At 68.1% G+C, this 21,655-nt stretch carries 24 protein-coding genes and 2 riboswitches; of the genes, 10 read left to right on the top strand and 14 right to left on the bottom strand.

Features of this window, described 5'->3' with window-relative positions:
* Positions 1-87 precede the first annotated feature (87 nt).
* Positions 88-633, top strand: coding sequence for a dihydrofolate reductase family protein (locus AC1DVM_RS05450; protein WP_477252679.1), 546 nt, complete (start codon positions 88-90; stop codon positions 631-633).
* 56 nt (positions 634-689) lie between these two features.
* Positions 690-1,055, top strand: coding sequence for a hypothetical protein (locus AC1DVM_RS05445; RefSeq protein WP_477252677.1), 366 nt, complete (start codon positions 690-692; stop codon positions 1,053-1,055).
* Positions 1,056-1,087: 32 nt separating this feature from the next.
* Here AC1DVM_RS05445 and AC1DVM_RS05440 read toward each other — a convergent pair whose 3' ends face one another.
* The gene (locus AC1DVM_RS05440) at positions 1,088-2,035 is read right to left on the bottom strand and encodes an aldo/keto reductase (protein ID WP_477252675.1); all 948 of its coding nucleotides are present in this window, start codon (positions 2,033-2,035) and stop codon (positions 1,088-1,090) included.
* A gap of 151 nt (positions 2,036-2,186) precedes the next feature.
* On the opposite strand from AC1DVM_RS05440, the gene AC1DVM_RS05435 reads away from it, so the two are divergent.
* Both AC1DVM_RS05435 and AC1DVM_RS05430 read left to right on the top strand, forming a co-directional pair.
* Entirely contained in the window at positions 2,187-3,197 is a 1,011-nt protein-coding gene (locus AC1DVM_RS05435; protein WP_477252673.1) for an LLM class flavin-dependent oxidoreductase, read from the top strand.
* Between the two features lie 83 nt (positions 3,198-3,280).
* Complete coding sequence (locus AC1DVM_RS05430) at positions 3,281-3,475, top strand: DUF1059 domain-containing protein (RefSeq protein ID WP_477252671.1); 195 nt, start codon at positions 3,281-3,283, stop codon at positions 3,473-3,475.
* 54 nt (positions 3,476-3,529) lie between these two features.
* On the opposite strand, the gene AC1DVM_RS05425 is transcribed toward AC1DVM_RS05430, so the two are convergent.
* Positions 3,530-3,826 (bottom strand): hypothetical protein, encoded by a 297-nt coding sequence (locus tag AC1DVM_RS05425; RefSeq protein WP_477252670.1) that lies wholly within the window; start codon positions 3,824-3,826, stop codon positions 3,530-3,532.
* A 142-nt stretch (positions 3,827-3,968) separates the two neighbouring features.
* On the opposite strand from AC1DVM_RS05425, the gene AC1DVM_RS05420 reads away from it, so the two are divergent.
* The 3 genes from AC1DVM_RS05420 to AC1DVM_RS05410 all read left to right on the top strand — a co-directional run bounded on the left by AC1DVM_RS05420 (position 3,969) and on the right by AC1DVM_RS05410 (position 5,440).
* Positions 3,969-4,241 carry a hypothetical protein gene (locus AC1DVM_RS05420; RefSeq protein WP_477252668.1) on the top strand — a complete coding sequence of 91 codons (273 nt, stop codon included), beginning with the start codon at positions 3,969-3,971 and terminating at the stop codon, positions 4,239-4,241.
* 27 nt (positions 4,242-4,268) lie between these two features.
* Positions 4,269-4,477: riboswitch (cobalamin riboswitch) on the top strand.
* A 35-nt stretch (positions 4,478-4,512) separates the two neighbouring features.
* Positions 4,513-4,698, top strand: a complete 186-nt coding sequence (locus tag AC1DVM_RS05415; protein WP_477252667.1) for a CbtB domain-containing protein — start codon at positions 4,513-4,515, stop codon at positions 4,696-4,698.
* A 10-nt stretch (positions 4,699-4,708) separates the two neighbouring features.
* On the top strand, positions 4,709-5,440 hold the full coding sequence (locus AC1DVM_RS05410) for a CbtA family protein (protein WP_477252665.1): 732 nt from the start codon (positions 4,709-4,711) through the stop codon (positions 5,438-5,440).
* Between the two features lie 67 nt (positions 5,441-5,507).
* Here the strand turns inward: AC1DVM_RS05410 and AC1DVM_RS05405 are convergent, their stop codons facing one another.
* From AC1DVM_RS05405 to cbiE, 5 genes are all read right to left on the bottom strand, one after another.
* Positions 5,508-6,821, bottom strand: a complete 1,314-nt coding sequence (locus AC1DVM_RS05405) for a cobyrinate a,c-diamide synthase (protein ID WP_477252663.1) — start codon at positions 6,819-6,821, stop codon at positions 5,508-5,510.
* Entirely contained in the window at positions 6,818-7,609 is a 792-nt protein-coding gene (gene cobA / locus AC1DVM_RS05400; protein WP_477252661.1) for a uroporphyrinogen-III C-methyltransferase, read from the bottom strand. Before cobA ends, AC1DVM_RS05405 begins: the two co-directional genes overlap by 4 nt.
* Positions 7,610-7,691: 82 nt before the next feature.
* The gene (gene cobM, locus AC1DVM_RS05395) at positions 7,692-8,459 is read right to left on the bottom strand and encodes a precorrin-4 C(11)-methyltransferase (protein WP_477252660.1); all 768 of its coding nucleotides are present in this window, start codon (positions 8,457-8,459) and stop codon (positions 7,692-7,694) included.
* The gene (locus tag AC1DVM_RS05390) at positions 8,456-8,833 is read right to left on the bottom strand and encodes a cobalamin biosynthesis protein (protein WP_477252658.1); all 378 of its coding nucleotides are present in this window, start codon (positions 8,831-8,833) and stop codon (positions 8,456-8,458) included. Before AC1DVM_RS05390 ends, cobM begins: the two co-directional genes overlap by 4 nt.
* A complete protein-coding gene (gene cbiE, locus AC1DVM_RS05385) occupies positions 8,830-10,077 on the bottom strand; it encodes a precorrin-6y C5,15-methyltransferase (decarboxylating) subunit CbiE (protein ID WP_477252657.1) in 1,248 nt (415 codons plus the stop codon). Before cbiE ends, AC1DVM_RS05390 begins: the two co-directional genes overlap by 4 nt.
* Here cbiE and AC1DVM_RS05380 point away from each other — a divergent pair.
* Positions 10,076-10,822, top strand: coding sequence for a cobalt-precorrin-6A reductase (locus AC1DVM_RS05380; protein ID WP_477252656.1), 747 nt, complete (start codon positions 10,076-10,078; stop codon positions 10,820-10,822). The two genes, cbiE and AC1DVM_RS05380, sit on opposite strands and share 2 nt — an antisense overlap.
* Here the strand turns inward: AC1DVM_RS05380 and cobJ are convergent.
* From cobJ to cobW, 6 genes are read right to left on the bottom strand one after another with little or no spacing between them, the layout of a single operon-like run.
* A complete protein-coding gene (cobJ, locus tag AC1DVM_RS05375; protein ID WP_477252655.1) occupies positions 10,804-11,571 on the bottom strand; it encodes a precorrin-3B C(17)-methyltransferase in 768 nt (255 codons plus the stop codon). The genes AC1DVM_RS05380 and cobJ overlap by 19 nt on opposite strands.
* Positions 11,568-12,314, bottom strand: coding sequence for a precorrin-2 C(20)-methyltransferase (locus AC1DVM_RS05370; protein ID WP_477252653.1), 747 nt, complete (start codon positions 12,312-12,314; stop codon positions 11,568-11,570). Before AC1DVM_RS05370 ends, cobJ begins: the two co-directional genes overlap by 4 nt.
* The gene (locus AC1DVM_RS05365) at positions 12,311-12,943 is read right to left on the bottom strand and encodes a precorrin-8X methylmutase (protein ID WP_477252652.1); all 633 of its coding nucleotides are present in this window, start codon (positions 12,941-12,943) and stop codon (positions 12,311-12,313) included. The genes AC1DVM_RS05370 and AC1DVM_RS05365 overlap by 4 nt, the downstream gene beginning before the upstream one ends.
* The gene (gene cobG / locus AC1DVM_RS05360; protein ID WP_477252650.1) at positions 12,940-14,211 is read right to left on the bottom strand and encodes a precorrin-3B synthase; all 1,272 of its coding nucleotides are present in this window, start codon (positions 14,209-14,211) and stop codon (positions 12,940-12,942) included. The genes AC1DVM_RS05365 and cobG overlap by 4 nt, the downstream gene beginning before the upstream one ends.
* Entirely contained in the window at positions 14,208-17,510 is a 3,303-nt protein-coding gene (cobN, locus tag AC1DVM_RS05355; RefSeq protein ID WP_477252648.1) for a cobaltochelatase subunit CobN, read from the bottom strand. The genes cobG and cobN overlap by 4 nt, the downstream gene beginning before the upstream one ends.
* Before the next feature lie 3 nt (positions 17,511-17,513).
* The gene (cobW, locus tag AC1DVM_RS05350) at positions 17,514-18,545 is read right to left on the bottom strand and encodes a cobalamin biosynthesis protein CobW (RefSeq protein WP_477252734.1); all 1,032 of its coding nucleotides are present in this window, start codon (positions 18,543-18,545) and stop codon (positions 17,514-17,516) included.
* A 255-nt stretch (positions 18,546-18,800) separates the two neighbouring features.
* A riboswitch (cobalamin riboswitch) is annotated at positions 18,801-18,976 on the bottom strand.
* 95 nt (positions 18,977-19,071) lie between these two features.
* Between cobW and cobO the strand changes: the two genes are divergently transcribed.
* Both cobO and cobF read left to right on the top strand, forming a co-directional pair.
* Positions 19,072-19,686 carry a cob(I)yrinic acid a,c-diamide adenosyltransferase gene (gene cobO, locus AC1DVM_RS05345; protein ID WP_477252647.1) on the top strand — a complete coding sequence of 205 codons (615 nt, stop codon included), beginning with the start codon at positions 19,072-19,074 and terminating at the stop codon, positions 19,684-19,686.
* 10 nt (positions 19,687-19,696) lie between these two features.
* On the top strand, positions 19,697-20,449 hold the full coding sequence (gene cobF, locus AC1DVM_RS05340) for a precorrin-6A synthase (deacetylating) (protein ID WP_477252645.1): 753 nt from the start codon (positions 19,697-19,699) through the stop codon (positions 20,447-20,449).
* Here cobF and mepK read toward each other — a convergent pair.
* A complete protein-coding gene (mepK, locus tag AC1DVM_RS05335) occupies positions 20,446-21,621 on the bottom strand; it encodes a peptidoglycan L,D-endopeptidase MepK (RefSeq protein WP_477252644.1) in 1,176 nt (391 codons plus the stop codon). The genes cobF and mepK overlap by 4 nt on opposite strands.
* Between the last annotated feature and the right edge of the window lie 34 nt (positions 21,622-21,655).

Below are 21,655 nucleotides of genomic sequence, written 5' to 3'. Positions count from 1 at the left end.
TCCCAATCGCCATGTCGCGACGATGCGCGATGGCGGCGCAGCCCGATGGTGCGGTAGAATGGGCTGGCGGAAAAACAGGGGTTCGCTGTGACGATCCACATCCACGGCTACGCGATCGTCTCGGATGACGACCGCATCACCGATTCGACCGGCGAGACGCCCCCGTCGCTCAGGAACGACGCCGACTGGGCGTATTTCCAGCGCGAGCTCGACCGGGCCGATCTCGTGGTGCTCGGACGGATCGGGCATGAGGCCAATCCCAACACGAAGGGCCGCCCGCGTCTCGTCGTCTCGACATCGTCGTCGGGACTCGAAAAGCGCGGCGACGAGTGGTGGTGGAATCCCGACCGCTGCGGCTGGGAGGAGGCCATGTCGACCATTCTCCCGCAGGGCGGGCGCGTGGCGGTGCCGGGCGGGCGCAGGGTGTTCGATCTGTTTTTGCGAATTGGCTACGACGTCTTTCACCTTTCCCGCGCCGAAGGCATCCGGGTCGGCCCCGGCATCGGCCTGTTCTCGGTTTGCGACGCGGGGAAATCCGCCTGCGCGGCGCTCTTCGAGAGCGGTCTCGAGGCGGGGCCGCGACAGGTGCTCGATCCGCGCCAGCCGGTGAGCTTGACCCTGTGGAGCCGTTGAGCCGAAACTCGGCTGGCTGTTCCACGTTGGTCTGGAGCATTCGCGAGGAGGGAGCATTGCGGACACTCACATTGGCGACGCTGACGATTGCCGGGCTGTTCGTCGGGCAGGCCCTCGCTCAATCCGGAGGCTCGGCGGGAAGCTCCGGTTCGACAGGCAGCTCCATGGGGAGCCCAAGTCCCGGAAGCGCCGGCACCAAGACTGCGCCCGGCAGGGCGACCCCGTCTCCGGGTTCGCGGCCCAGCGCCGTCACCACGCCACGGCCCGCGCCGGGAACGGAGGGCAGCACGGGCGCCGCCCCGTCCACCGCCGGGGCGCTCGACCCGTCCGGACCCGCGCCGACGGCGCGCGAACTCGAAATGCGGCGCAAGAGCGAGATGATCGACCGCAAGGTGCGGCGCGGGATTTGCGTAGGCTGCTGACGCCGAGGCGTTGGCGGCGCGTCTGGACTTGATCAGGCCGAGGCCCGGTCGAGCCGTGCGATCGCCTCGGAACCGAGTTCGAGCCGCGTCGCCGCGACGAGATCGGCCAGTTGCTCGACGCTCCGCGCACTGGCGATGGGCGCCGTGATGCTGGGGCGGGCGATGAGCCAGGCGAGCGCCACCTGCGCCGGCACGGTGTTCCTTTCCGCCGCCACCTCGTCGAGGGCCGCGAGAATGCGTGTGCCGCGATCGTTGAGATAATCGGCCATGCGCCCGCCGCGCACGCTCTTGCCGAAATCTGCTTCCGACCGGTACTTGCCGGTCAGAAAACCGCTGGCGAGACCGTAATACGGGATCACGCCGACCTCGTGCGCAAGACAGAGGGGTTCGAGTTCGCTCTCGAATTCGGCGCGGTCGTGGAGATTGTATTTCGGCTGCAGGGATTCGTAGCGGGGCAAGCCGTCCTTGGCGCTGATGTCGAGCGCCGATTTCAGCCGCGCGGCGGTGAAGTTCGACGCGCCGATGACGCGGACTTTGCCCGCCTCGATGAGTTCCTGATAGGCACCGAGCGTCTCCGCCTGCGGCGTCTCCTCGTCATCCCGATGGGATTGATAGAGGTCGATGTAATCGGTCTGCAGCCGCGTCAGCGAATCCTCCACCGCCCGGCGGATATAGGTCTTCGACAATCCTTTACGCCCTTCGCCCATGTCGGACCCGACTTTCGTGGCGATGACCAGCTTCTGCCGATTGCCGCGCGCTTTCATCCACTTGCCGATGATGGTCTCGGATTCGCCGCCTTTGTTGCCGGGCGCCCAGCTGGAATAGACGTCCGCCGTGTCGATGAATTCGAGGCCGCTTGCGACGAACGCATCGAGGACGCGGAAGGACGCCGCCTCGTCGGACGTCCAGCCGAACACATTCCCGCCGAGGCAAAGGGGCGACACCATCAGGTCCGAGCGACCGAGCCGACGTTTGTTCATGGGAAAGTTCCTTCTTTGGCGGCCGCGCGGTTTTGCAGACGATCGTGGGCGACAACGGGTTTATGGGGCAGGGGCATGGGTTTTGCAGGTCTGCGAACCTATATCCCGTGTCGCACGATCCTATCCTGCCCAATCACCGCATGGAAACCGTATGCCGCCGCTTTCTGTCCTCGATCTGTCTTTCGTCACCGCGGGCTCGACGCCGGCGCACGCCCTGCGCAACACGCTCGATCTCGCGCGGCATACCGACCGGCTCGGCTTCACGCGGTTCTGGGTCGCCGAACATCATAACCTGCCATCCGTCGCCAGCGGCGCGCCGGAGATCATGATCGGCCAGATCGCCGCCGTCACCGAACGGATCCGCGTCGGCTCCGGCGGCGTGATGCTGCCCAACCATGCGCCGCTGATGGTGGCGGAGCGGTTCAAGCTCCTCGAAGCGCTGTTTCCCGGCCGCATCGACCTAGGACTCGGCCGCGCCCCGGGCACCGATCCGGTGACGTCCTATGCGCTGCGGCGGCTGCAGCAGCAGGAGCGGGGCGGCGACGACTTTCCGGAGCGCCTTCAGGAGCTGTTGCTGCTGGAGACCAAGGGATTTCCGGCCACTCATCCGTTCTCCAAGATCGACATCATGCCGTCTGGCGTGCCCCTGCCGCCGATCTGGCTTCTCGGATCGAGCGATTACAGCGCGCATCTGTCGGCGCAGCTCGGGCTTGGCTTCGGCTTCGCGCAGCATTTCGCAAGCCATGACGCGACCGATGCGATGATGAGCTACCGGCGCGAGTTCACACCCTCGTCATGGCGCAGCGCACCCCACGCGATCCTCACCATCGCGGCGATCTGCGCCGAGACGGATGCGGATGCGGAGCGGCTCGCCTCGAGCGCCGATCTCAACGTCCTGCGCCGCAATCGCGGCGAATACGGTCCCCTGCCGAGTCCCGAGGAGGCGCTCGCTTATGATTATTCGGCCGCCGAGCGTGAGGCCATCCGGCGCAACCGGCAACGGCTGTTCGTCGGCTCGCAGCAGACAATGCGCGAGCTGCTTGCACCGCTCCTGGAGGCGACCCAGGCTGACGAATTGATGATCACCGCGGCGGTCTTCGACCACGACGCCAAGCTGCGCTCCTATGACCTGCTCGCAGATGCGTTCGGCGCAAAAGGATAGGGGACTCGCCTCGCGCGCCGGCGAGGCTAGAATGGCGCGGTCGTGGCAACGGCTTTGAAGGAACAGTCATCCGGGAGGACGCCATGGGCCGGAAATTCATCGATTGCCGTGAGATCCCCAGCGATGTGAAATGCTCGCTGGCCATCGTCGCCGATAGCGTCGACGAAGTCGTCAACGCCGCCGTCCTGCACGCGGTCGCGGTGCATAAGGAAAAAGACACGCCGGAACTTCGTGACGGGATTAGGGCGCTGATCAAGGACGGCTCGCCGCCGTCCTGAGCACCCGTTCCCTCCCCGCGAAGGGGAGGGAAGCTCGGTTGCCGGACGGAAACCTCACTCCTCGTCGTCAGGATCCGTCACGTCGACGAGGAACATGATGAGAGGACTGTCGTCGTCCTCCGCATCGTCTTCCCCTTCCTCGTCCACATCGGCTTCCTCGAACTCGGTGATCTCGAGGTCGGTGGCAGGTCGCAGGGCAAGGGTGGCGAATCCGTCCCAGAGCGGAGCGCCGTCCGTTTCGAGCGCCTTCAGGTCGTCCTTGAAATCCTCGCTCATGAAAAGCTCGCGCGCTTCATCCTCGTCGGCATTCGTGACGGCCACAGCCTTGTCGCTGATCGTGAGAGTGAACACAGCATGTCCTTTCCGAGAGATCGTGGGTCCAAAAGATCGTGGGCGGATATGTTCAACGCCCGACCCGACCGATCGGGTACGTCGATTTCCTCCCGATGAGGTATAGCTCGCGGCGGATAGTCAAGGGCGGCGGAGGATTACCTTGGGAGAGACCGCGGTCTGGCGCGAAGACATCGACTCGCTGGCCTTCATTCCGGGATGGCATGCGGGCCAATGCGTGGTGCACCGGCTTGCCTTCCGCGTTCTCGTCGGGCCATCACCGACGCCCGGGACCTGCATGACGTTCTTCCTCGACCACCGCTCCATTTTTGACGAAGCGGCGCGAGCCAAGGCGGCGCTGAAACGCCTTCCCCTCGACGCCAACTTTCACCTCACCAGCCGCGACCTCAGGCGCGTGCTGCCGAGCGGCGCCTAGTCACTCGCCTCTTGGGCAGGAGCCAATCTTTTGATTGGCGGTGCGAGTGCTGGCATCTATACCTGTCGTGTCGGATCAAAAGGGAACACGGTGCGGGCCTTCGCCCAAAGCCGCGGCTGCCCCCGCAACTGTAGGCGGAGAGCGCTCCTCGATACTGCCACTGGGATCGTCCTGGGAAGGCAGAGGAGACGCGTCGATCCGTGAGCCAGGAAACCTGCCGACAGCGCTTAAACTCTCGATCGGCCCTCGGGTGGAGGGCGAAAGGACCCACATGACGACCCATCAAACGACACTGCCCCTTTCCGCCGGCACGACATCGGCCTCGCGGCTGACCCAGCTCTGTTTCGCGGCATTCCTCGGCCTCTTCATCGTCGGCTTCGCGGGGCTTTCGCAAGTCAGCGCAGTGCACAACGCGGCGCATGACGTGCGGCATTCGCTCGCCTTCCCCTGCCATTGAGGAAAGGCCCATGAGCCTGTTTCGCAACATCGTCTTTGTCTCGGCGCTGGCTGGGCTCATTGCCGGCCTCGCCATGACGGCGATGCAATATGCCGGCACCGTTCCGCTGATCCTGCGGGCGGAGACCTACGAGAAGGCGGAGCCTTCGCAAGCCTCGCACGATCACGGGGCCGCCGGTCACACGGGCGGCGAGGCCAGGGCGGCGGCGCATCCGCACGAGCACGATGAGGATGCCTGGGCCCCGGCCGACGGCTTCCAGCGCTCGGCCTTCAYGGCGCTTGCCAACATCGTCACGGCCATCGGGTTCGCGGTTCTCCTCGTGACCGCGTCCGAGTTCGCCGGGGGAATGACCGGCTGGCGGCAGGGCGTCTTCTGGGGGCTGGCGGGCTTTGCGGTCTTCACCCTCGCACCGGGGCTCGGCCTCCCGCCGGAGCTGCCGGGAATGCCTGCGGCCGAACTCGCGGCAAGGCAGGTCTGGTGGGTTGCAACTGTCGGCGCGACCGCTGCCGGGTTGGCGCTTCTCGCGTTCACCCGGGCATTGCGGCTGGCCGTGCTGGCCATCGCGCTGATCGTGGTTCCGCATCTGGTCGGAGCGCCGAAGCCGGCAAGCTTCGAAAGCGCGGTTCCGGAAACGCTTGCCCATGACTTCATCGTCATGGCGTCGCTCGTCAGCCTGGTCTTCTGGGTGCTGCTCGGGGGCGCCGCCGGCTTCATCCGCTCGCGGTTCCTGCCGGCTGCCTGACGCAGCGACACGTGACACCGACCGGGGCCTTCGCGAGCCCCGGTTTTCTTCATGCCCGTGCTGAAATTCAGCCGGCGAGAACGTGAAAGAACGTGCCTGTGACGGCACCGTTGCGATGACCGGCGAGGCCAAGCGAAACCCCTGTCGCGTCAGTGACCTGAGCGAGATTGCTCGCATCCTGGCTGACGATGGACGCGTAGTGGAATTCGTGGCCGACCAGCCTCGCGCCCTTGCGGCCCAAGGGGCCGTCCTCGCTGAGCGTGGCGACACGATAGCCGAGGTGGAGCTTGCGCCGCTTGTAGCTGGTTGCAACCGGCAGGAGACCCGACATCGGGTGGGTGACGCCGCCGCCATCCTCCAGGCTTTGCCCCAGCACCATGTAGCCGCCGCACTCGCCATGGATGGGCCGGCTTTCCCCGAACGCGCGCAATCCCTCGAGGAAACGGCCCACGGCGGCAAGGCGTGCGGCATGAAGTTCGGGATAGCCGCCCGGAAGCCAGCAGGAATCGCAATCCGCCGGCGGCTTTTCGTCCGCGAGCGGTGAGAACGGCACGATCTCCGCGCCGGCCTCGCGCCATCCGTGCAGGATATGCGGATAGACGAACGAGAACGCCTCGTCCCGTGCGAGCGCGATGCGCTGGCCCGGGGGCGGAAGCGCCGGGCATGGCCCCGCCATCGGCCGTATCGTGGTGGCGGCCATGGCGACGATCCGGTCGAGATCCACCGCCTTCTCGATCCTGTCTGCGAGATCGTCGAGCCGCCTGTCGAGATCCGCGGTTTCGCCCGCTTGCACCAATCCAAGGTGACGCTCCGGAAGGCTGATCGTGGAATCCCGCGACAGCGCGCCCAGAACCGGAAGCCCGATCCGGTTGATGCCATCCTCGACGAGCCGGCGATGGCGGTCGCTCGCCACCTGGTTGAGAATGACGCCCATGATGGAGATGCGCGGATCGTAGCGGGCGCATCCGAGCGCGATGGCGGCGGCGGATTGCGCCTGCCCCGACACATCGAGCACGAGAAGCACCGGCCAGCCGAAACGGGCCGCCACATCGGCGCTGGCGCCGGTGCGGCCCGTCTCGCCCTCGATGCCGTCGAAGAGGCCCATGGAACCCTCGGCGATGACGAGATCCGCACCCGTGGCGCTGCGCTGGGCGAGGGCATGGAGCAGCGTGTCGTCCATGGCGAAGCTGTCGAGGTTGAGGCTCAACTCGCCGGTGGCGGCCGCGTGAAAGGCGGGGTCGATATAGTCGGGGCCGCACTTGGCGCCCCGCACGCGCAGGCCGCGACGCCGCAGCGCCCGCTGAAGGCCGAGCGTGACGGTCGTCTTGCCGGAGCCGGACCGCGGCGCGGCGACCAGCAGGCCCGGGGCAAGCCCCGTCACGCCGCCGCTTCCGAGCGCAGGCGCAGAAGATGGTGCTGGATCTGGGATCGGAACGCCGCGATCGCGCCGATGACCAGGATGGCGGGAGAGCGCAGCGAACCTTCCAGCGCGAGGCGTGGCAGATCGCCGAGCTTGGCGTCCAGCACCTCCTCGTCCGACGTGGTGGCCGAGCACACGACGAGGACCGGCGTTCCGGCATCGAGCCCGCCCGCGATCAGGTCCGACACGATGGCGGCGATATTGGTGACCCCCATGTAGAGGACGATGGGGACATTGGCGCGGGCCAGGGCCGCCCAATCGCTCTCGTGACCCTCGGCGCAGTGGCCGGTGGCGAGGATGACGGCGTGGTTGGTGTCCCGGGTCGTTGCAGGAATACCGTGGATCGCAAGCGACGCAAGCCCGCTCGACACGCCGGGAATGATCCGGAAATGGATGCCGGCTTCGCTCAGCGCCAAGGCCTCTTCGCCGCCGCGACCGAAGATGAACGGGTCTCCACCCTTCAAACGCACCACCCGGTGGCCGGCCTTCGCCAGCGCGATCAGCCGGTCGGTGATGTCGGATTGGGCGACGGAGGCGCGGCCGCCGCGCTTGCCCGCATGTTCGAGCGTCGCGTCGGGACGGGCAAGCGCGAGAATGCGCGGATCGACCAGCGCGTCGTGGACGATCAAGTCGGCGCCCGCCAGTGCGTTCAGGGCGTGAAGGGTCAGCAGGCCGGGATCGCCGGGCCCCGCACCGACGAGCCAGACGGTGCCCCGATCAAACGTAGGCGAGAGATGCGTCAGGCTCACGTCGATATGTCCTCAGGGCCGGGTGGGATAGTCCGAAACGGTATGACCGAAACGCGGCCTGCTGCAAACCTCGGATCGGTCCTCATGAGCGCGCTCCCCCCGGCCGGAAGCGGCGATCGTAACCCGCCGAATAGAGCGCGCTTTCGCCGAAGGACCCGGTGCCGAGGGCAGGACCCACGAGAATCAGCGCGGTGCGCTCCAATCCGGCCGTCCGGACCAGCGCGGCGATCTCGCCCAAGGTCGACCGCAACACCCGTTCGTCGGGCCAGGACGCGCGCCAGACCACCGCCGCCGGGCAATCGACGCCATAGGTGGGGAGCAGTTCCGCCACCACCTTGTCGATGACATGGATCGACAGGTGAATGGCGAGCGTCGCCCGCGTCGCCGCGAAGGCCGCGAGCTTTTCGGTCTCGGGCATGGCGGACGCCCGGCCCGAGGTGCGTGTCAGGACGACCGACTGGGCGACCTCGGGGAGCGTCAGCTCGCGACCGAGGGCGGCGGCAGCGGCCGCGAAGGCCGGCACGCCGGGGGTCAGCGTATAGGGGATGTCGAGGGCGTCGAGGCGGCGGAGCTGCTCACCGACGGCGCTCCRGATCGAGAGATCGCCCGATTGAAGCCGCGCCACGTCCTGTCCGGCTTCATGCGCGCGGACGAGTTCTTCGACGATCCGATTGAGATCGAGGGGCGCGGTATCGACGATGCGGGCGCCGGGCGGACACCACGACAGCATCTCGGGCGGAATGATCGAACCTGCGTAGAGACAGACCGGGCAACGCGCGATGAGATCGCGGCCCCGGACCGTCACGAGATCGGCTGCGCCCGGACCTGCGCCGATGAAATGGACCGTCATGGCAGGCCTCCCTCGGCAAGAGCGCAGGTGACCGCGGCGGAGGCGATGCGGGGCAGCAGCAGGCGGGCATTGCCGCCGGCGGCGGCGAGCGCCGAGGCCTCGGCGACGGAGCCCACTCCGTGGAGCGCCTCGACGCGAGCCGAATGGGTGCGAACGCTCGCGGCCTTCGCGCGAAGGGATAGCCGCGACACCGGAATTCCCGGCAGGCCGAGGCGAGCGGCGGCGTCTGTGAAGCCCGGTTCGCGCGCCCGTGCTTCGAGCGTGGCGAGGCCATCAAGCCGCGCGACCGCCGCGTCCGCCATCGCGCGGCGGACCAGGTCGACGATCTCTTGCCCCGAGGCTCCCGCCCGCATGCCGATCCCCGCGACGATCATCGTTTCACCGCCGACCATTGGGTGATGGGCATGGCCGGGCRCCAGCCCTGCAGGGAGCCGACCGGTTCGAGATGCGACAGGGCGATGCGCTTGAGCGAACCGCCATGCGCGGCATGCCAGCCGAGAATCGCCCGTTCGGTTTCCAGCGTCACCGCATTGGCGACGAGCCGTCCGCCGGGTTTCAGGGCCGCCCAGCAGGCCTCGAACACGCCCTCGCGCGCGCCGCCGCCGCCGATGAAGATGGCATCCGGCCGGGCCAGATCGTGCAACGCCCCGGGTGCCTCGCCGGTCACGATGTCGATCTCGGGGACGCCGAGATGGCGGGCGTTCCTCAGGATGCGGGCGGCGCGGTCGGGATGCGTCTCCACCGCGATGGCGCGGTTGCGGGCATGGCGCAGCATCCATTCGATGGCGATCGAGCCGGCGCCCGCGCCCACATCCCACAACAGCTCGCCGGCGCGTGGCGCCAGTGCCGCGAGGGTGACGGCCCGCACATCAGCCTTCGTCAATTGCCCGTCATTCTCGAACCAGCCATCGTCGAGGCCGGGAGAAAGCGTCACGATGCGGGCATCGGGCGCGGCAGTGACAGTGATAGCCACGAGATTGAGCGGATCGACGTCGCGCAGATCGAACGCCTCGGCGGCGGCGTGCCGGATGGTTTCGCGCGGGCCGCCCATGGCGGAAAGAACCGTGAGGTGCGACGCGCCGAAGCCGCGCTCGCACAGCAACGCTGCCAGCCTCTCCGGCGTCGTGCCATCCCACGACAGCGCCAGGATGCGGGCCCCCGGCTGGAGGTGCGGGATGACCCGTTCCAGCGCACGCCCGTGAAGGCTGATGCAGGCGCAATCGGGGAGGGACCACCCGAGCCGCGCGGCCGCGAGGCTGAAGGCCGAGGGCTGCGGAAAGCAGGCCATCTCCTGCGGCGGGACGAGCTTCGCCAACTCGGCTCCGACCCCGTAATGAAAAGGATCTCCCGTCGCGAGCACGCAGACGCGCCGGGGGCGCTGGGCCACGATGAGGCGATAGGTGTCGCCGATCGGATGAGACCAGAGCGCGGTCTCGGCCGTCAGCGGTCCGGCCAGCGCAAGGTGACGCGCGCCGCCGACCACCAGATCCGCGTTCTCGACCGCCGCGACCGCCGCCGCCGACAGCCCCGCGCGGCCGTCCTCGCCGATCCCCACGATGGCGAGCCAGGGCTGCGCCTCCCTCGACTCCGGGGCGCTGTTAGGGGACAAGGCACACATGCGCATTCTCATTCTCGGCGGCACCGCGGACGCCGCCGCTCTGGCCAACCGGTTGGCGGGTTTGGCCGATACCGACGTGATGCTGTCGCTCGCGGGCCGGACGCGGCAACCGCTCGCCGCGTCCGTACCCATGCGGGTCGGCGGCTTCGGCGGCGTCGCGGGCCTGAAGACGTGGCTCGTCGAAAACCGGACCGATTGCGTGATCGACGCCACCCATCCGTTCGCGGCGATGATCTCGCGCAACGCCGCGCGCGCCTGCGATGAACTGGGTATCCCGATCGTCGCCCTGCATCGTCCGGCATGGTCGAAAATGGAAGGCGACCGATGGATCGAGGTCGCGGATATGAGCGAGGCCGTCGGCGCGCTGGGCGAGAGGTCCCGCCGGATCTTCCTGACCATCGGCCGTATTGAGATCGCAGCCTTCGCGACCGCCCCGCAGCACCATTATCTGGTTCGCACGATCGAGCCGGTCGGCGACGCCTTGCCGGTACCGCATGTGACGGCGATCGAGGCGAGGGGCCCCTTCGACGAGGAAGCGGAGGTGGGTCTCCTGCGCCAACACCGCATCGAAATTGTCGTGTCGAAGAATTCCGGCGGACCCGCCACTTACGCCAAGATCGCGGCGGCGCGACGGCTCGGTCTTCCGGTCGTGATGATCGCTAGGCCCGAGAGTCCGGACGTCGCGTCGGTGGGGAGCGTCGACGAGGCCCTCGTGTGGCTCGCCGGTCATCGCCCGCCTCCATAGAAACGCGGCGTGTAGACGTAAGGCCGCTCACTGCCCCGTGCGATCAGCCTCGTGGTGCTGGCGCCGATCATGACGAGCGTCGACATGTCGGCTTTGACGTCTCCCGCCCGATCGAGGTTCGTGACGGTCAAGAATTCGTTCGGGCGCCCCACCGCGCGGGCGAAGATCACGGGCGTTTCGCCCGCCCGGATCGTGCCTGCAAGACTCAGGGCTTCGCCCAGTTGCCAGGGGCGCGCCGACGAGATCGGGTTGTAGAGGGAGATGACGAAATCCGCGCTCAGCGCCGCAATCAGCCGCTGCACGATCACCTCCCAGGGCTTGAGATTGTCCGACAGGGACATGGCGCAGAAATCGCCGCCGAGTGGTGCGCCGAGACGCGCGGCTGCCGCCAGCATCGCGGTGATGCCGGGCTCCACCGTGATCGGAATGTTCCGCCATTCCGGCCTGCCGCCATCGAGCGCCTCGAAGACCGCCGCCGCCATGGCGAAGATCCCGGGATCTCCCCCGGAAACCACGGCCACATGTTTGCCTTCGACGGCAAGATCGAGCGCCATCGCGGCGCGCTCCACCTCGACCCGGTTGTCGGAGGCGTGTCGCCGCTGGTGGGCATGCGCCGGTGCGCGGTCGAGATACGGGCCGTAGCCGACGAGGTCGGTGGCGCGGGCGAGTGCGTCGGAGGCCGCGGGCGTGAGCCATTCGGCGGTGCCGGGGCCGAGGCCCACGATCACGAGGGAGCCGACGGCGCTCACAGGCGTCGCCCCTGACCGGGCACGAGGATCAGCGCGAAATAGGGCGCGGCGTCGTCGGTCTTTTCCGTGAGCGGACAGATGAATTCGTCTGCCATCGTCCCGCGCTCCACATAGACGGCGCGCTCGTGCAGGCCCGCCGCTTGCAGAGCCTCCCGGACTTTCGGAAGGTGTCGCCCGAGCTTCATGATGACGGCGGCGTCGGTGGCGCGAAAGCGCGCGACGAGCGTCTCGTGGTCGAGGGTCGCGGGACAGATCGTCAGCACGTCGTCGCCCCAGGTGATGGGAACGCCCKCGCGCGTCCAGCTTCCGGACATGCCGGTGACGCCGGGCACGACTTCGGTGGGAAAACGGGGCGCGAGACGGCGCCAGAGATGCATGAACGAGCCGTAGAAGAACGGGTCGCCCTCGCACAGAACCGCGAGCGAGCGGCCGGCTTCCAGCTCCCGCGCCAGCCGTTCGGCGGCCTCTTCGTAGAACGGCGTGATGGCGGAACCGTAGGCCGGGTCGCGCGCGTCGATCTCGGTGGTCACGGGGTAGACCAGCGCGATCTCGCGGGCGGCATCCGGCGCCATGACCGCGTCGGCGATGGTCCGTCCGTTGCCGCGCTTGCCCTTCCTGCAGAAGTGCACGAGCAGGTCGGCGCTCTCCAGGATTTTCAGCGCGCGGATCGTCATGTAATCCGGATCGCCCGGCCCAAGGCCGACGCCATAGAGATGACCGGCTTTTGCTGCTCCCGCTGTCATTCGTCTGCGCTCGCCAGGGCATTCACCGCCGCTGCCGCCATGGCCGAGCCGCCGCGCCGGCCGTGGACCACCACGAAGGGAAGATCGGATTGTGCGGCCAGAGCCTGTTTGGACTCGACCGCGCCGACGAAGCCGACCGGGATGCCGATCACGGCCGCGGGCAGTGGCGCGCCTTCGCGCACCATTTCGAGCAAGCGGAACAAAGCCGTAGGGGCGTTTCCGAACACAACGATGGAGCCTGCGAGCCGCTCGCGCCACAACTCCATGGCGGCGGCGCTGCGGGTATTGCCGAGGTCGCGGGCAAGGGTGGGAACGCGCGGATCGTCGAGCGTGCAGATCACTTCGTTGCCCGCCGGCAGGCGCGCTCGGGTGATGCCGTTCGCCACCATCTTGCTGTCGCACAGGATCGGCGCGCCGCCGCGAAGGGCCGCGACCGCGGCCTCGGCGAAGTCGCCGGACAGTTCGACGTCCTTCGGCAAATCCGTCATGCCGCAGGCATGGATCATGCGAACGACGAGACGTTCCTCGACTCCGCTGAAACGCGCCAGATCGGCCTCGGACCGGATCATCGCGAAGGAGCGCCGATAGATCTCGGCTCCTTCGCGCACATAGTCGAAGGCCGCGCTCATGGCCGTCCTGCCTCGAAAACCCGCATGAGATCCTTCCCGTCCGAAACGCGCGCCAGCTTGTCGACGATGTCGTCGAGGCCAGCGCGGACGAGGGGCTTATCGCGCGCGCTCCCGCCGAGCACAACCTGATACGAGCCTTCATCGCCCACGAGCGTGAGGTCGGCCGGCGCGGGATGGGCGCAGCCCTTCCGGCAGCCCGAAACGTGGAGCGAAACGCCCACTGGCAGCGCGGCGGCGAGCCGGTCGGAATCMGCATGGGTGAGGGTCGAACCCCTGCCGCAACCCTGCATGCCGGCGCAGGTGCTGACGGCGAGGCGCGGATCGCCCGGGTCCACGATGAAGCCGGTTTCCCTCGCGAGCGCCGCGAGGCTGGCCTCGCCTGAGGCGTTCACGCAGGGGATTGCCAGCGCCCGGAAAGGCGACAGGCGAATCTCGCCGCTGCCGTATTCCTCACTCCAGTCCGCGACCCGGCCAAGCCCCTCGAACGTGCAGCGCCCATAGGGCGGGATGACAAAAACCGAGAGATGCGAGTCGGTTAAGACGCAGCCCGCATGTGGCGCTTGAAGGCGATCGGGAGGGGCTTCCGGTGGCGGGAGCCGGAGAGCGCCGAGAAGCTGCGCCAATCCGTCGTCTCCGATCTCCCGCACACGCAGGCCTGCGAACGCGCCGGCCGCCGCGACCGCGCGCAGCAGCAGGTCGATCGTCGCCGGAACATCCGGGAGAGTCTGCACCCCGGCCCAACGGGTCTCCGTGAGTCTCGCCAAGCCCAGCGCAATGCGGGTTGCGTCCAAAGCCACAAGGCGGATATCCGCGCCGATGGCGTCGAGGGAAATCGCCCCGCCGCCATCCACCACGATCGACAGTTTGGGGTGAAGGCCTCGCGAGTCTCGGGCAATCGCCTCGATGCACTGCGCGAGCGCCGCCGCGTCGATCCGGTCGCGCCGGTCGATTCCGGCGAGCGGCGAAATCGTGGTGAGGCGAAACGGGCTCTGGCTCCGCACCCCGTCCAGCAACCCCGCCGCGACGAGACGATCGACGAGCGGCGGATGCGAGTCGGGCGTCACGCCGCGAATCTGGATGTTGCCCCGCGACGACAGATCGAGAAGGCCGTTGCCAAAAAGGCGCGCGCCCTCCGCGATGGTCCGCGCCTGCGAGTCCGTCAGAACCGAGCAGCGCGGATGGATGCGGACCAGCAGGCCGTCCGCCGTCGGCATCGGGCGCAGCATATCGGGACACCAGCCCCGTCGCATGTCCGTCGGCGCGCTCAAGACGCACCTTCGCGCAGGAGGTCGAGACGGGCATCGACGGAGTTGCGGCGGCTTGCCCAAAGGCCGCGCCGGCGCGCTTCCGTGAGCCGGGCCACGATGGCGCGGGCGGCCTCGGGATTGGCGGCGTGAAGACGGGCATAAAGCGCCTCGTCGGCCAGATAGGCGTTGTAGAGGGCGTCGAAGGCCCCGTTGGTCACCGCGTCCGTGGTGGCGGCGAAGACGAACAGCGCATCGACGCCCTGGGCGAGTTCCGCCGCGCCCCGCCAGCCGTGGCGCAACTGACCTTCCATCCAGCGTCGATTGACGAGGCGGCCATGAACGAGCCGGGCGATGTCCTCGCGCAAAGTGCGGGATTTCGGTGCTTCGCCGCGACTGGTGTCGAGGCTGTAGAGCGACGGATTTCCTCCCAGCAGCCGCGCCGCTGCCGCGAATCCGCCGATCGAATCGCCGTTCGAGTCCCCGTCGAGAAGATCGCGCTCGGCCACGTCCGTCACGTGAACGAACGCGTCGGCCTCGGCGATCCTTTGCGAGAAGGATGGATCGGCGCGCCCGTTCTCATCCTGGCCGAACGCATGGGAGGTGCGCGCCAGATAAGCCTTGGCGAGATCGTCGCGGCTGTCCCAATCGCCGTCCAAAGCCTCGCCCGCGACACCGGCGCCGAAGCGCCCCGGCGCGGCGCCGAACACCCGCGTCAGCGGTTCGCCCCGGCGGCGCGCGGCCGCGAGCGCGTTCCATGAATCCTCCTCGTCGAGTTCGGCCACGGCGCGGGCGGCACGGTCGAGAAGCACGATCTGGTCCGGAAAGGTGTCGCGAAAGACGCCGGAAATACGCAGGGTCACGTCGATGCGTGGATGGTCGAGGAGGGGCGCCGGGATGATGTCGAAGCCGGTGACGCGGGTCGAGGCCGTGTCCCAGCGGGGACGGACGCCCATCAGAACCATGGCGTGCGCCATGTCCTCGCCACCGGAGCGCAGGGTCGGCGAGGCCCAGAGATCCATCACGATCCGGCGCGGATAATCGCCTTCCTCCTGCAGATGGCGGCGGATGACCTCCGCTGCCGCGCGCGCGCCCAATGCCGCGGCGGCGCGGGTCGGGATGGCCCGGGGGTCGAGGGTTGCGAGGTTGCGGCCGGTCGGCATCACGTCGCGTCGTCCCCGCGACGGCGACCCGGCCGGGCCGGGCGCGACGAAGCGGCCATCGAGTGCCCGCAGCAATCCCTCCCGCTCTCCGACGCCGCAGGCATGCAACTCGCCGGAGCCTTCGCCGAAGACATGCAGCCCGTCGCGGATCACGACCTCGCCGAGGTCGCAGAGATGCGCATCGAGCAGGGTCAGCGCTTCGTCGATGGGAGTGTCGGCATCGACGCCGACATTTTCAAAAAGGCCGCCGGCTTCCGCACGATCCATGATCTCGCGGGCGACCAGACCGGCGCGGCGCGGGTCGAGGATCTGCGCGGAGGAATATTCCTCGACGAGCTCGCGGATCACCGCCATGTCGTCCGTCAGGTCGGCGCTGGCGACCGCAGGCGTCATGTGGCCGACGGTGATTGCGCCCAGCCGTCGCTTGGCGGGCGCCGCTTCGCCCGGATCGTCGACGATGAAGGGATAGATCACCGGCAGCGCGCCCATCGTGAGCCGGGGCGCGCATTCCCGGGACAGCGCCACCGCCTTGCCGGGGAGCCATTCGGTGGTTCCGTGCGTGCCGAGATGGATGAGTGCGTCCGCGCTCTCCCTGAGACCGAGATAGAACGCCAGATAGGCGTGGGTCGGGGGCGCGTCGGGGTCGTGGTAGAAGGCCTTGCGATCGGCCCCTCGGCCGCGATCCGGCTGCAGCGCCAGCAGCACCTTGCCCGCCCTGAGGCCGCGGAAACGGAACGCCCCGTCGACCAGCAGAGGATCGGCTTCCGGTGCGCCCCAGGAATCCTCGATGGCGCTGCGCAGCGTTGCCGACAGGGTCGAGAGCCAGGCCTCGTAGCGGCTCAACGGAGTTGCGAAGGATGCGGCGCCGCCGGTCAGCGCCGGCATGATGTCCTCGACATCGAAGGACCGGCCGGCATCGTAACCGGCACCCGCCAGGCAATCGAGGATGGTGCCGACGCTCGCAGGCGTATCGAGGCCGACCGCGAACCCGGCGCGGCCGCCCCGGGCCGGATAGTCGGACAGGATCAGCGCGAGGTGGCGTTGGTTCGTCGGGGTGCGGCGGAGATCGACCCAGGCGCGGACCTGATCTGCCGCAAGAGCGATCCCGTCCGGATCGGGGATCTGCCGGCGCCCGGTATCGCCAAGGACAGGATCGGGCACCCCCTCGTCCTTGAAGGCGATCGGCCCGATGGCGATGCGGCCGTCGAATTCCGGCAGCACGATCTGCATCGTCATGTCGGCGGCCGAAAGACCGCGCGCGGAGGCAAGCCACGCCTCGCGCGTCGAGCTCGCGGCGATGATCTGGAGAACCGGGCAATCGGCCGCGTCGAGAACGAAACGTTCATCCTCGCGCGCGGAGAAGGCCGTGGTGGTGACGATGATGTCGGGGGCGCGCATTGCCAGGCCCTCGCGCAGCAGCGCCACCGCCTCCGCGTCCTTCAGGCTCGGCACGGCGAGCACCAGCACCGATAATCCGCGATCCTGAAGGCTTTTCCGGAAAGCATCGATCGCTTGCGTATCAGCGGCGAGGATCGCCGAGCGATAGACGATCAGCCAGGCGAGCGGCTCTTCAGGCGCTCCCAACGCCGCGGCCGAAAGATCTATCGCGCCTTCATGCGGCGACCACGCGAAAGCGCGCGGCAAGGGATGAGCCGCCGCGGCTTCGACAGGTTCGCCGATCTCACGCGCGATGCGCCGCAGAAGCGCGCGCATATTGTCGACGCCGCCGGCGCGAAAACAGGTGTCGAGTTCTTCCACCAACGCCGGCGGAACCGTGGAGAACGCAGCAAGCCGCTCATCCGGCCTGTCGTCGCCCGGCAGCACGGCGAGCTTCACCCCCGCTTCGCCGCACACGTCGCGGAGGCGCTCCAGTCCATAGCGCCAGTAATCGAGGCCGCCGAGGCAGCGCACGAGCACGAACTTCGCGCGCGCCGCCGTCTTCTCCGCATAGAGATCCACCGAGAGCGGGTGCCGGAGCCGCTTCAGGCTGGCGAGGCGAAGGCTTGGAAGCGCCACCTCATCCCGGCGATACGCCGCGGCGAGCGCGCTGAGGTCGCTGTCGGTGAAGGACAGCGCCACGATATCTCCCGGCGCCTGATCGAGATCGATCGCGCTTTCGCTCTCGTCGAGCGAGACCGATGTGACCGGGAGAAGGTGCATCGCTCAGCCCGCGAGCGCGGCCTCGACCGACGCCCGGTCGAAGCCTTTCAGGCCGATCACCACGAGACGGCCCTGGCGGTCCTCGCCTGCATTCCAGGGCCGGTCGAAATGATGCGCGATGCGGCGGCCGACACCCTGCACGACGAGGCGCAAGGGGCGGCCATCGACCGGCACGAACCCCTTGATCCGCAGAACGCCGTCGGTTTCCGCCGCCTTACCGACCCGGGACGCCAGCGCTTCCGCCGACGCGACCGTGCCGACCGGGATGGCGATGCTCTCGAAATCGTCGTGATCGTGCTCGCCCTCGTCGTGATGGGACGGACGCCCCGCGAGATCGCCCTCGGCCGCGGCCTGCAGGCCGAGGATGAGGGCGGCATCGACGCCGCTGTGATCGGTCTCGACGATCTTGACCGAACGGGGCAGGTGGGCGGCGATGTCGGCCTTCACGCGCGCCTTGTCGTCGGCGCTCATCAGATCGGTCTTGTTGAGCAGGATCATGTCGGCGCAGAGAAGCTGATCCTCGAAAACCTCTTCGAGCGGGTTGTCGTGCTCGACGGATGGGTCGGCGGCGCGCTGGGCGGCGAGTGCTTCCGGATCGTCGGCGAAAAATCCCGCCGCGACGGCGGGACCGTCGACGACCGCGATCACGCCGTCCACCGTCACCCGCGAGCGGATCGCCGGCCAGTTGAACGCGGTGACCAGCGGCTTGGGCAGGGCAAGCCCCGAGGTCTCGATCAGGATGTGCTCCGGCGGGTTCGGGCGATCGAGAAGTTTCGTGAGGGCAGGCACGAAATCATCCGCCACCGTGCAGCAGATGCAGCCGTTCGGCAGTTCCACGATGTCGTCCTCGGTGCAGCCGCTGATGCCGCAGCCCTCGATGAACGAGCCGTCGAAGCCGATGTCGCCGAATTCGTTGACCAGCACCGCCAACCGCCGACCCTCGGCGTTCTGGAGGAGATTGCGCACGAGCGTGGTTTTGCCGGCCCCGAGGAAGCCGGTCACGATGGTGCAAGGGATCTTGGTGAGGTCGGTCATGAGGTCCTGTCCGATGGAGGGAAAGAGAAGGTCCGCGCTGGGTCCGCCCAAGGCGATGCGCAGAGCCGCGAAGGAAACGCACGGGCCGCACGACGCAGCGTGGAAGGACGGGGGTCGTTCGTCATCCATCGCCGGCCGCTCCGATCGTGCCGGATCCGCCCTGGATGGGAGGGTTCGGCACCATGAGCTTCCACGGACGAGGCCGGACCCCAATGAGCCCGGTACAGCCAACAGGACACCCCGCCCAATTGGCCCGAAGGAAGCGACGCGACGGCAGGTCTCCTGGCTCGCAGCACCCGCTCCGCCTTCCCGAACAATCGTCCAGTGGCTCTTGGAGCAGGCGTCGCTGCTTACAGTTGCGGGGGCAGCCGCGGCTTGAACCGCGTTCCCTTTTCACCTCTTGACGAGGCACCGTCGCCCCATGCTTAGCCTGTTCGCCCGGAGCCCGCAATCTCCGCCGGTCGGGAGTTGACCTGCGTCCCGCGGCAGGGTCCAACGGCCCGGCACGACCGCGAGGAACCGATTCATGACCCTCCCCAACGACGACGCGACCCAGCGCCACAAAGCCAAGATGGCCAAGCGCAAGGAGGTGCAGGATCGCGAGGTGGCCTCGAAGACCATCGAGAAGGGGCTGCTCATCGTCCATACCGGCTCCGGCAAGGGCAAGAGCACGGCGGCCTTCGGGCTGCTGCTGCGGGCGCTCGGCCATGGCTGGCCGGTGGGTGTGGTGCAGTTCATCAAGGGCGCCTGGCACACGGGCGAGAAGACGGCGCTCGCGCGGTTCGACGATCTCGTCGAGTGGCACACCATGGGCGAGGGCTTCACCTGGGAGACGCAGGACCGCGAGCGGGATGTGGCTGCTGCCCGGCGCGCCTGGGACAAGGCCAAGGAGCTGATGGGGCGACCCGAGATCCGCATGGTCGTGCTCGATGAACTCAACATCGCCTTGCGCTACGATTATCTGCCCCTCGACGAGGTGGTGGCCTGTCTTTGCGCGCGGCGCGCGGACCTCCACGTGGTGGTGACGGGTCGGAATGCCAAGGCGGAACTCATCGAGGCGGCCGATCTCGTGACCGAGATGAACCCGATCAAGCACCACTTCGCAGCCGGCGTGAAATCGCAAGCCGGCATCGAGTTCTAGAGGCGGCGTGATGAAGAAGCTCCTGGTGATCGGCATCGGCGCCGGCAATCCCGATTACATGACCGTTCAGGGGATCGACGCCCTGAACAGGGCCGACGTGTTTTTCGTGCTCGACAAAGGGGAGGCTGCCGAGGAACTCATCGCCATCCGTGAGGAAATCTGCCGGCGCTTCATCACGCGCGCGCATTATCGGACCGTGAAGGTCGCGCAGCCGGAGCGCGACAGGGCGTCCGTCGATTACAAGGCCGGCGTCGATGCGTGGCACGCCGACAAGGCCGCCTTGTTCGAACGGCTCATCGGCGAGGAACTCAGCGAGGGCGAGTGCGGCGCGTTTCTCGTCTGGGGAGATCCGGCGCTCTATGACAGCACGATCCGCATCCTTCACCAGATCCTGGCGCGGGGACGGGTCTCGTTCGAATACGAGGTGATCCCCGGCATCAGCAGCGCGCAGGCGCTGGCGGCGGGTCACAGAATCCCGCTCAACCGCATCGGCGAGCCGGTGGAGCTGACGACCGGCCGGCGCGTCGCATCGGGATTCGAGGTGGACAGCGTGGTGCTGCTCGATGCCGGTCCCGGTCTGGAATCGCTGCGCGGGCGCGACGCCACGATTTATTGGGGCGCCTATCTGGGAACCGCCGACGAGGTGCTCATCACAGGCCGGATCACGGATGTGCTCGACGAGATCCTGCGAGTCCGGGAGGCCATGCGACGCCAGAAGGGCTGGATCATGGACACCTATCTGCTGCGGCGCGAGGAGCCCTAGAGGCTCGCCTGCCGCAAAACCGGCAGGGGCTTGACCGCCGGTCCGCTGAAACGGGTGATCGTGAGATCGCCGGGCAGATGCGGCGCGAAGGTCAGATCGAGTGCGGCGGTGCGCGAGTCGAAGAGGGCGCTCGCGGCTACCTTGGGCTCGGTCCAGTTGACGGGCTTGCGGACCGGCTCCGGAACCGGGGGCGCCGCCACCTCCACGATGGGAAGGACCAACGGATCGGCGCTCGCCACCACGATCGGCTGGGGTGCCGGCCGCCGCGGCGGCAGCGGCGCGAAGGCCATCGGTTCGGCGACCTCGGGTTCGGGGGACGCGCTGGCAACCGTGACGGGCGCGGGCTCAGGCGCGGGCGCCTTCCTGCCCTTGTTGAAGAGACCCGCGAACAGCCCGCCGAGCGAGCCGCCGCCGGCGGACGCCTGCTGCGCCAGCGCGGTGTTCCTCGACAGGATCTCCGCCCTCGCCGTCTCGTAGCCGGCAAGCGGCTTGCCGTTCGCCGGCAGATGCAGCGTCTTCCCGTCGGGGAAGAGGCGGGCGAGCTGGTCCTGCGTCATGCGCGGCCAGGCGCGCACGCTGCCGGTATCGATATGGACGAACGCGCTCGAACTGTAATAGCCCACGCCGCCATATTGCAGCCGCATGGCCGCCGCGCGGAGGCGGCCGGTCTCCACGTCCGGCAGGCGGATGTCCATGGCCTTGCCGAGCATGTGCTGGCTGTGTTCCGAGACGCCGCTCGAACGCCGGCGCAACATGCCGTTGGTGGCGGGCGAGCGATAGGCCGAGATGATGTTGACGGGCTCGTTCGATCCGACCTCGCGATAGAGCTCCCACAGAATGTCGAAGAGACGCGGGTCCATCTTGATGGGTTCGTCCGTGCGCCAGTCCCGCAGCAGCCAGTTGAGCTGTGCCAGTCCCTGATCGTCATAGCGCCCGTCGCGGCGGAACGTGACTGTCACGCTTTCGCGCGTATGCGTGTGGAAGATCGTCAGGCTGCGGGTGTCGCCGTTGGCGACGGCGTTCTGCGTGCCGGTGGCGGCGGAAAAAAATGCCAGCGAGGCGATCGCGACAGCGGCCAAGGGGGAGCGCGCGTGGCGGCCGGAGAGGAGTTTGCGGGAGAACTTCGGAAGCGCTCGCGACCCGCGGGCGGGGGAGGGTTCAAACAATGTCATGGGAGGCGTGCCGGACATGCGAACCAATGTGCAC

The sequence above is a fragment of the Microvirga sp. P4_A5 genome (genome assembly GCF_056402495.1).
The sequence above is the reverse complement of the archived record's forward strand: the minus strand, read 5'-3'. Positions and strand labels throughout refer to the sequence as shown.

Bases quoted from the DNA above. Each gene is read 5' to 3' on its own strand.
- cobW (WP_477252734.1), bottom strand. From the start codon at position 18,545: ATGACCGACCTCACCAAGATCCCTTGCACCATCGTGACCGGCTTCCTC.
- AC1DVM_RS05415 (WP_477252667.1), top strand. From the start codon at position 4,513: ATGACGACCCATCAAACGACACTGCCCCTTTCCGCCGGCACGACATCG.
- AC1DVM_RS05380 (WP_477252656.1), top strand. From the start codon at position 10,076: ATGCGCATTCTCATTCTCGGCGGCACCGCGGACGCCGCCGCTCTGGCC.
- mepK (WP_477252644.1), bottom strand. From the start codon at position 21,621: ATGACATTGTTTGAACCCTCCCCCGCCCGCGGGTCGCGAGCGCTTCCG.
- AC1DVM_RS05390 (WP_477252658.1), bottom strand. From the start codon at position 8,833: ATGATCGTCGCGGGGATCGGCATGCGGGCGGGAGCCTCGGGGCAAGAG.
- AC1DVM_RS05430 (WP_477252671.1), top strand. From the start codon at position 3,281: ATGGGCCGGAAATTCATCGATTGCCGTGAGATCCCCAGCGATGTGAAA.
- cobF (WP_477252645.1), top strand. From the start codon at position 19,697: ATGAAGAAGCTCCTGGTGATCGGCATCGGCGCCGGCAATCCCGATTAC.
- AC1DVM_RS05440 (WP_477252675.1), bottom strand. From the start codon at position 2,035: ATGAACAAACGTCGGCTCGGTCGCTCGGACCTGATGGTGTCGCCCCTT.
- AC1DVM_RS05435 (WP_477252673.1), top strand. From the start codon at position 2,187: ATGCCGCCGCTTTCTGTCCTCGATCTGTCTTTCGTCACCGCGGGCTCG.
- AC1DVM_RS05365 (WP_477252652.1), bottom strand. From the start codon at position 12,943: ATGAGCGCGGCCTTCGACTATGTGCGCGAAGGAGCCGAGATCTATCGG.
- cobN (WP_477252648.1), bottom strand. From the start codon at position 17,510: ATGCACCTTCTCCCGGTCACATCGGTCTCGCTCGACGAGAGCGAAAGC.
- cobO (WP_477252647.1), top strand. From the start codon at position 19,072: ATGACCCTCCCCAACGACGACGCGACCCAGCGCCACAAAGCCAAGATG.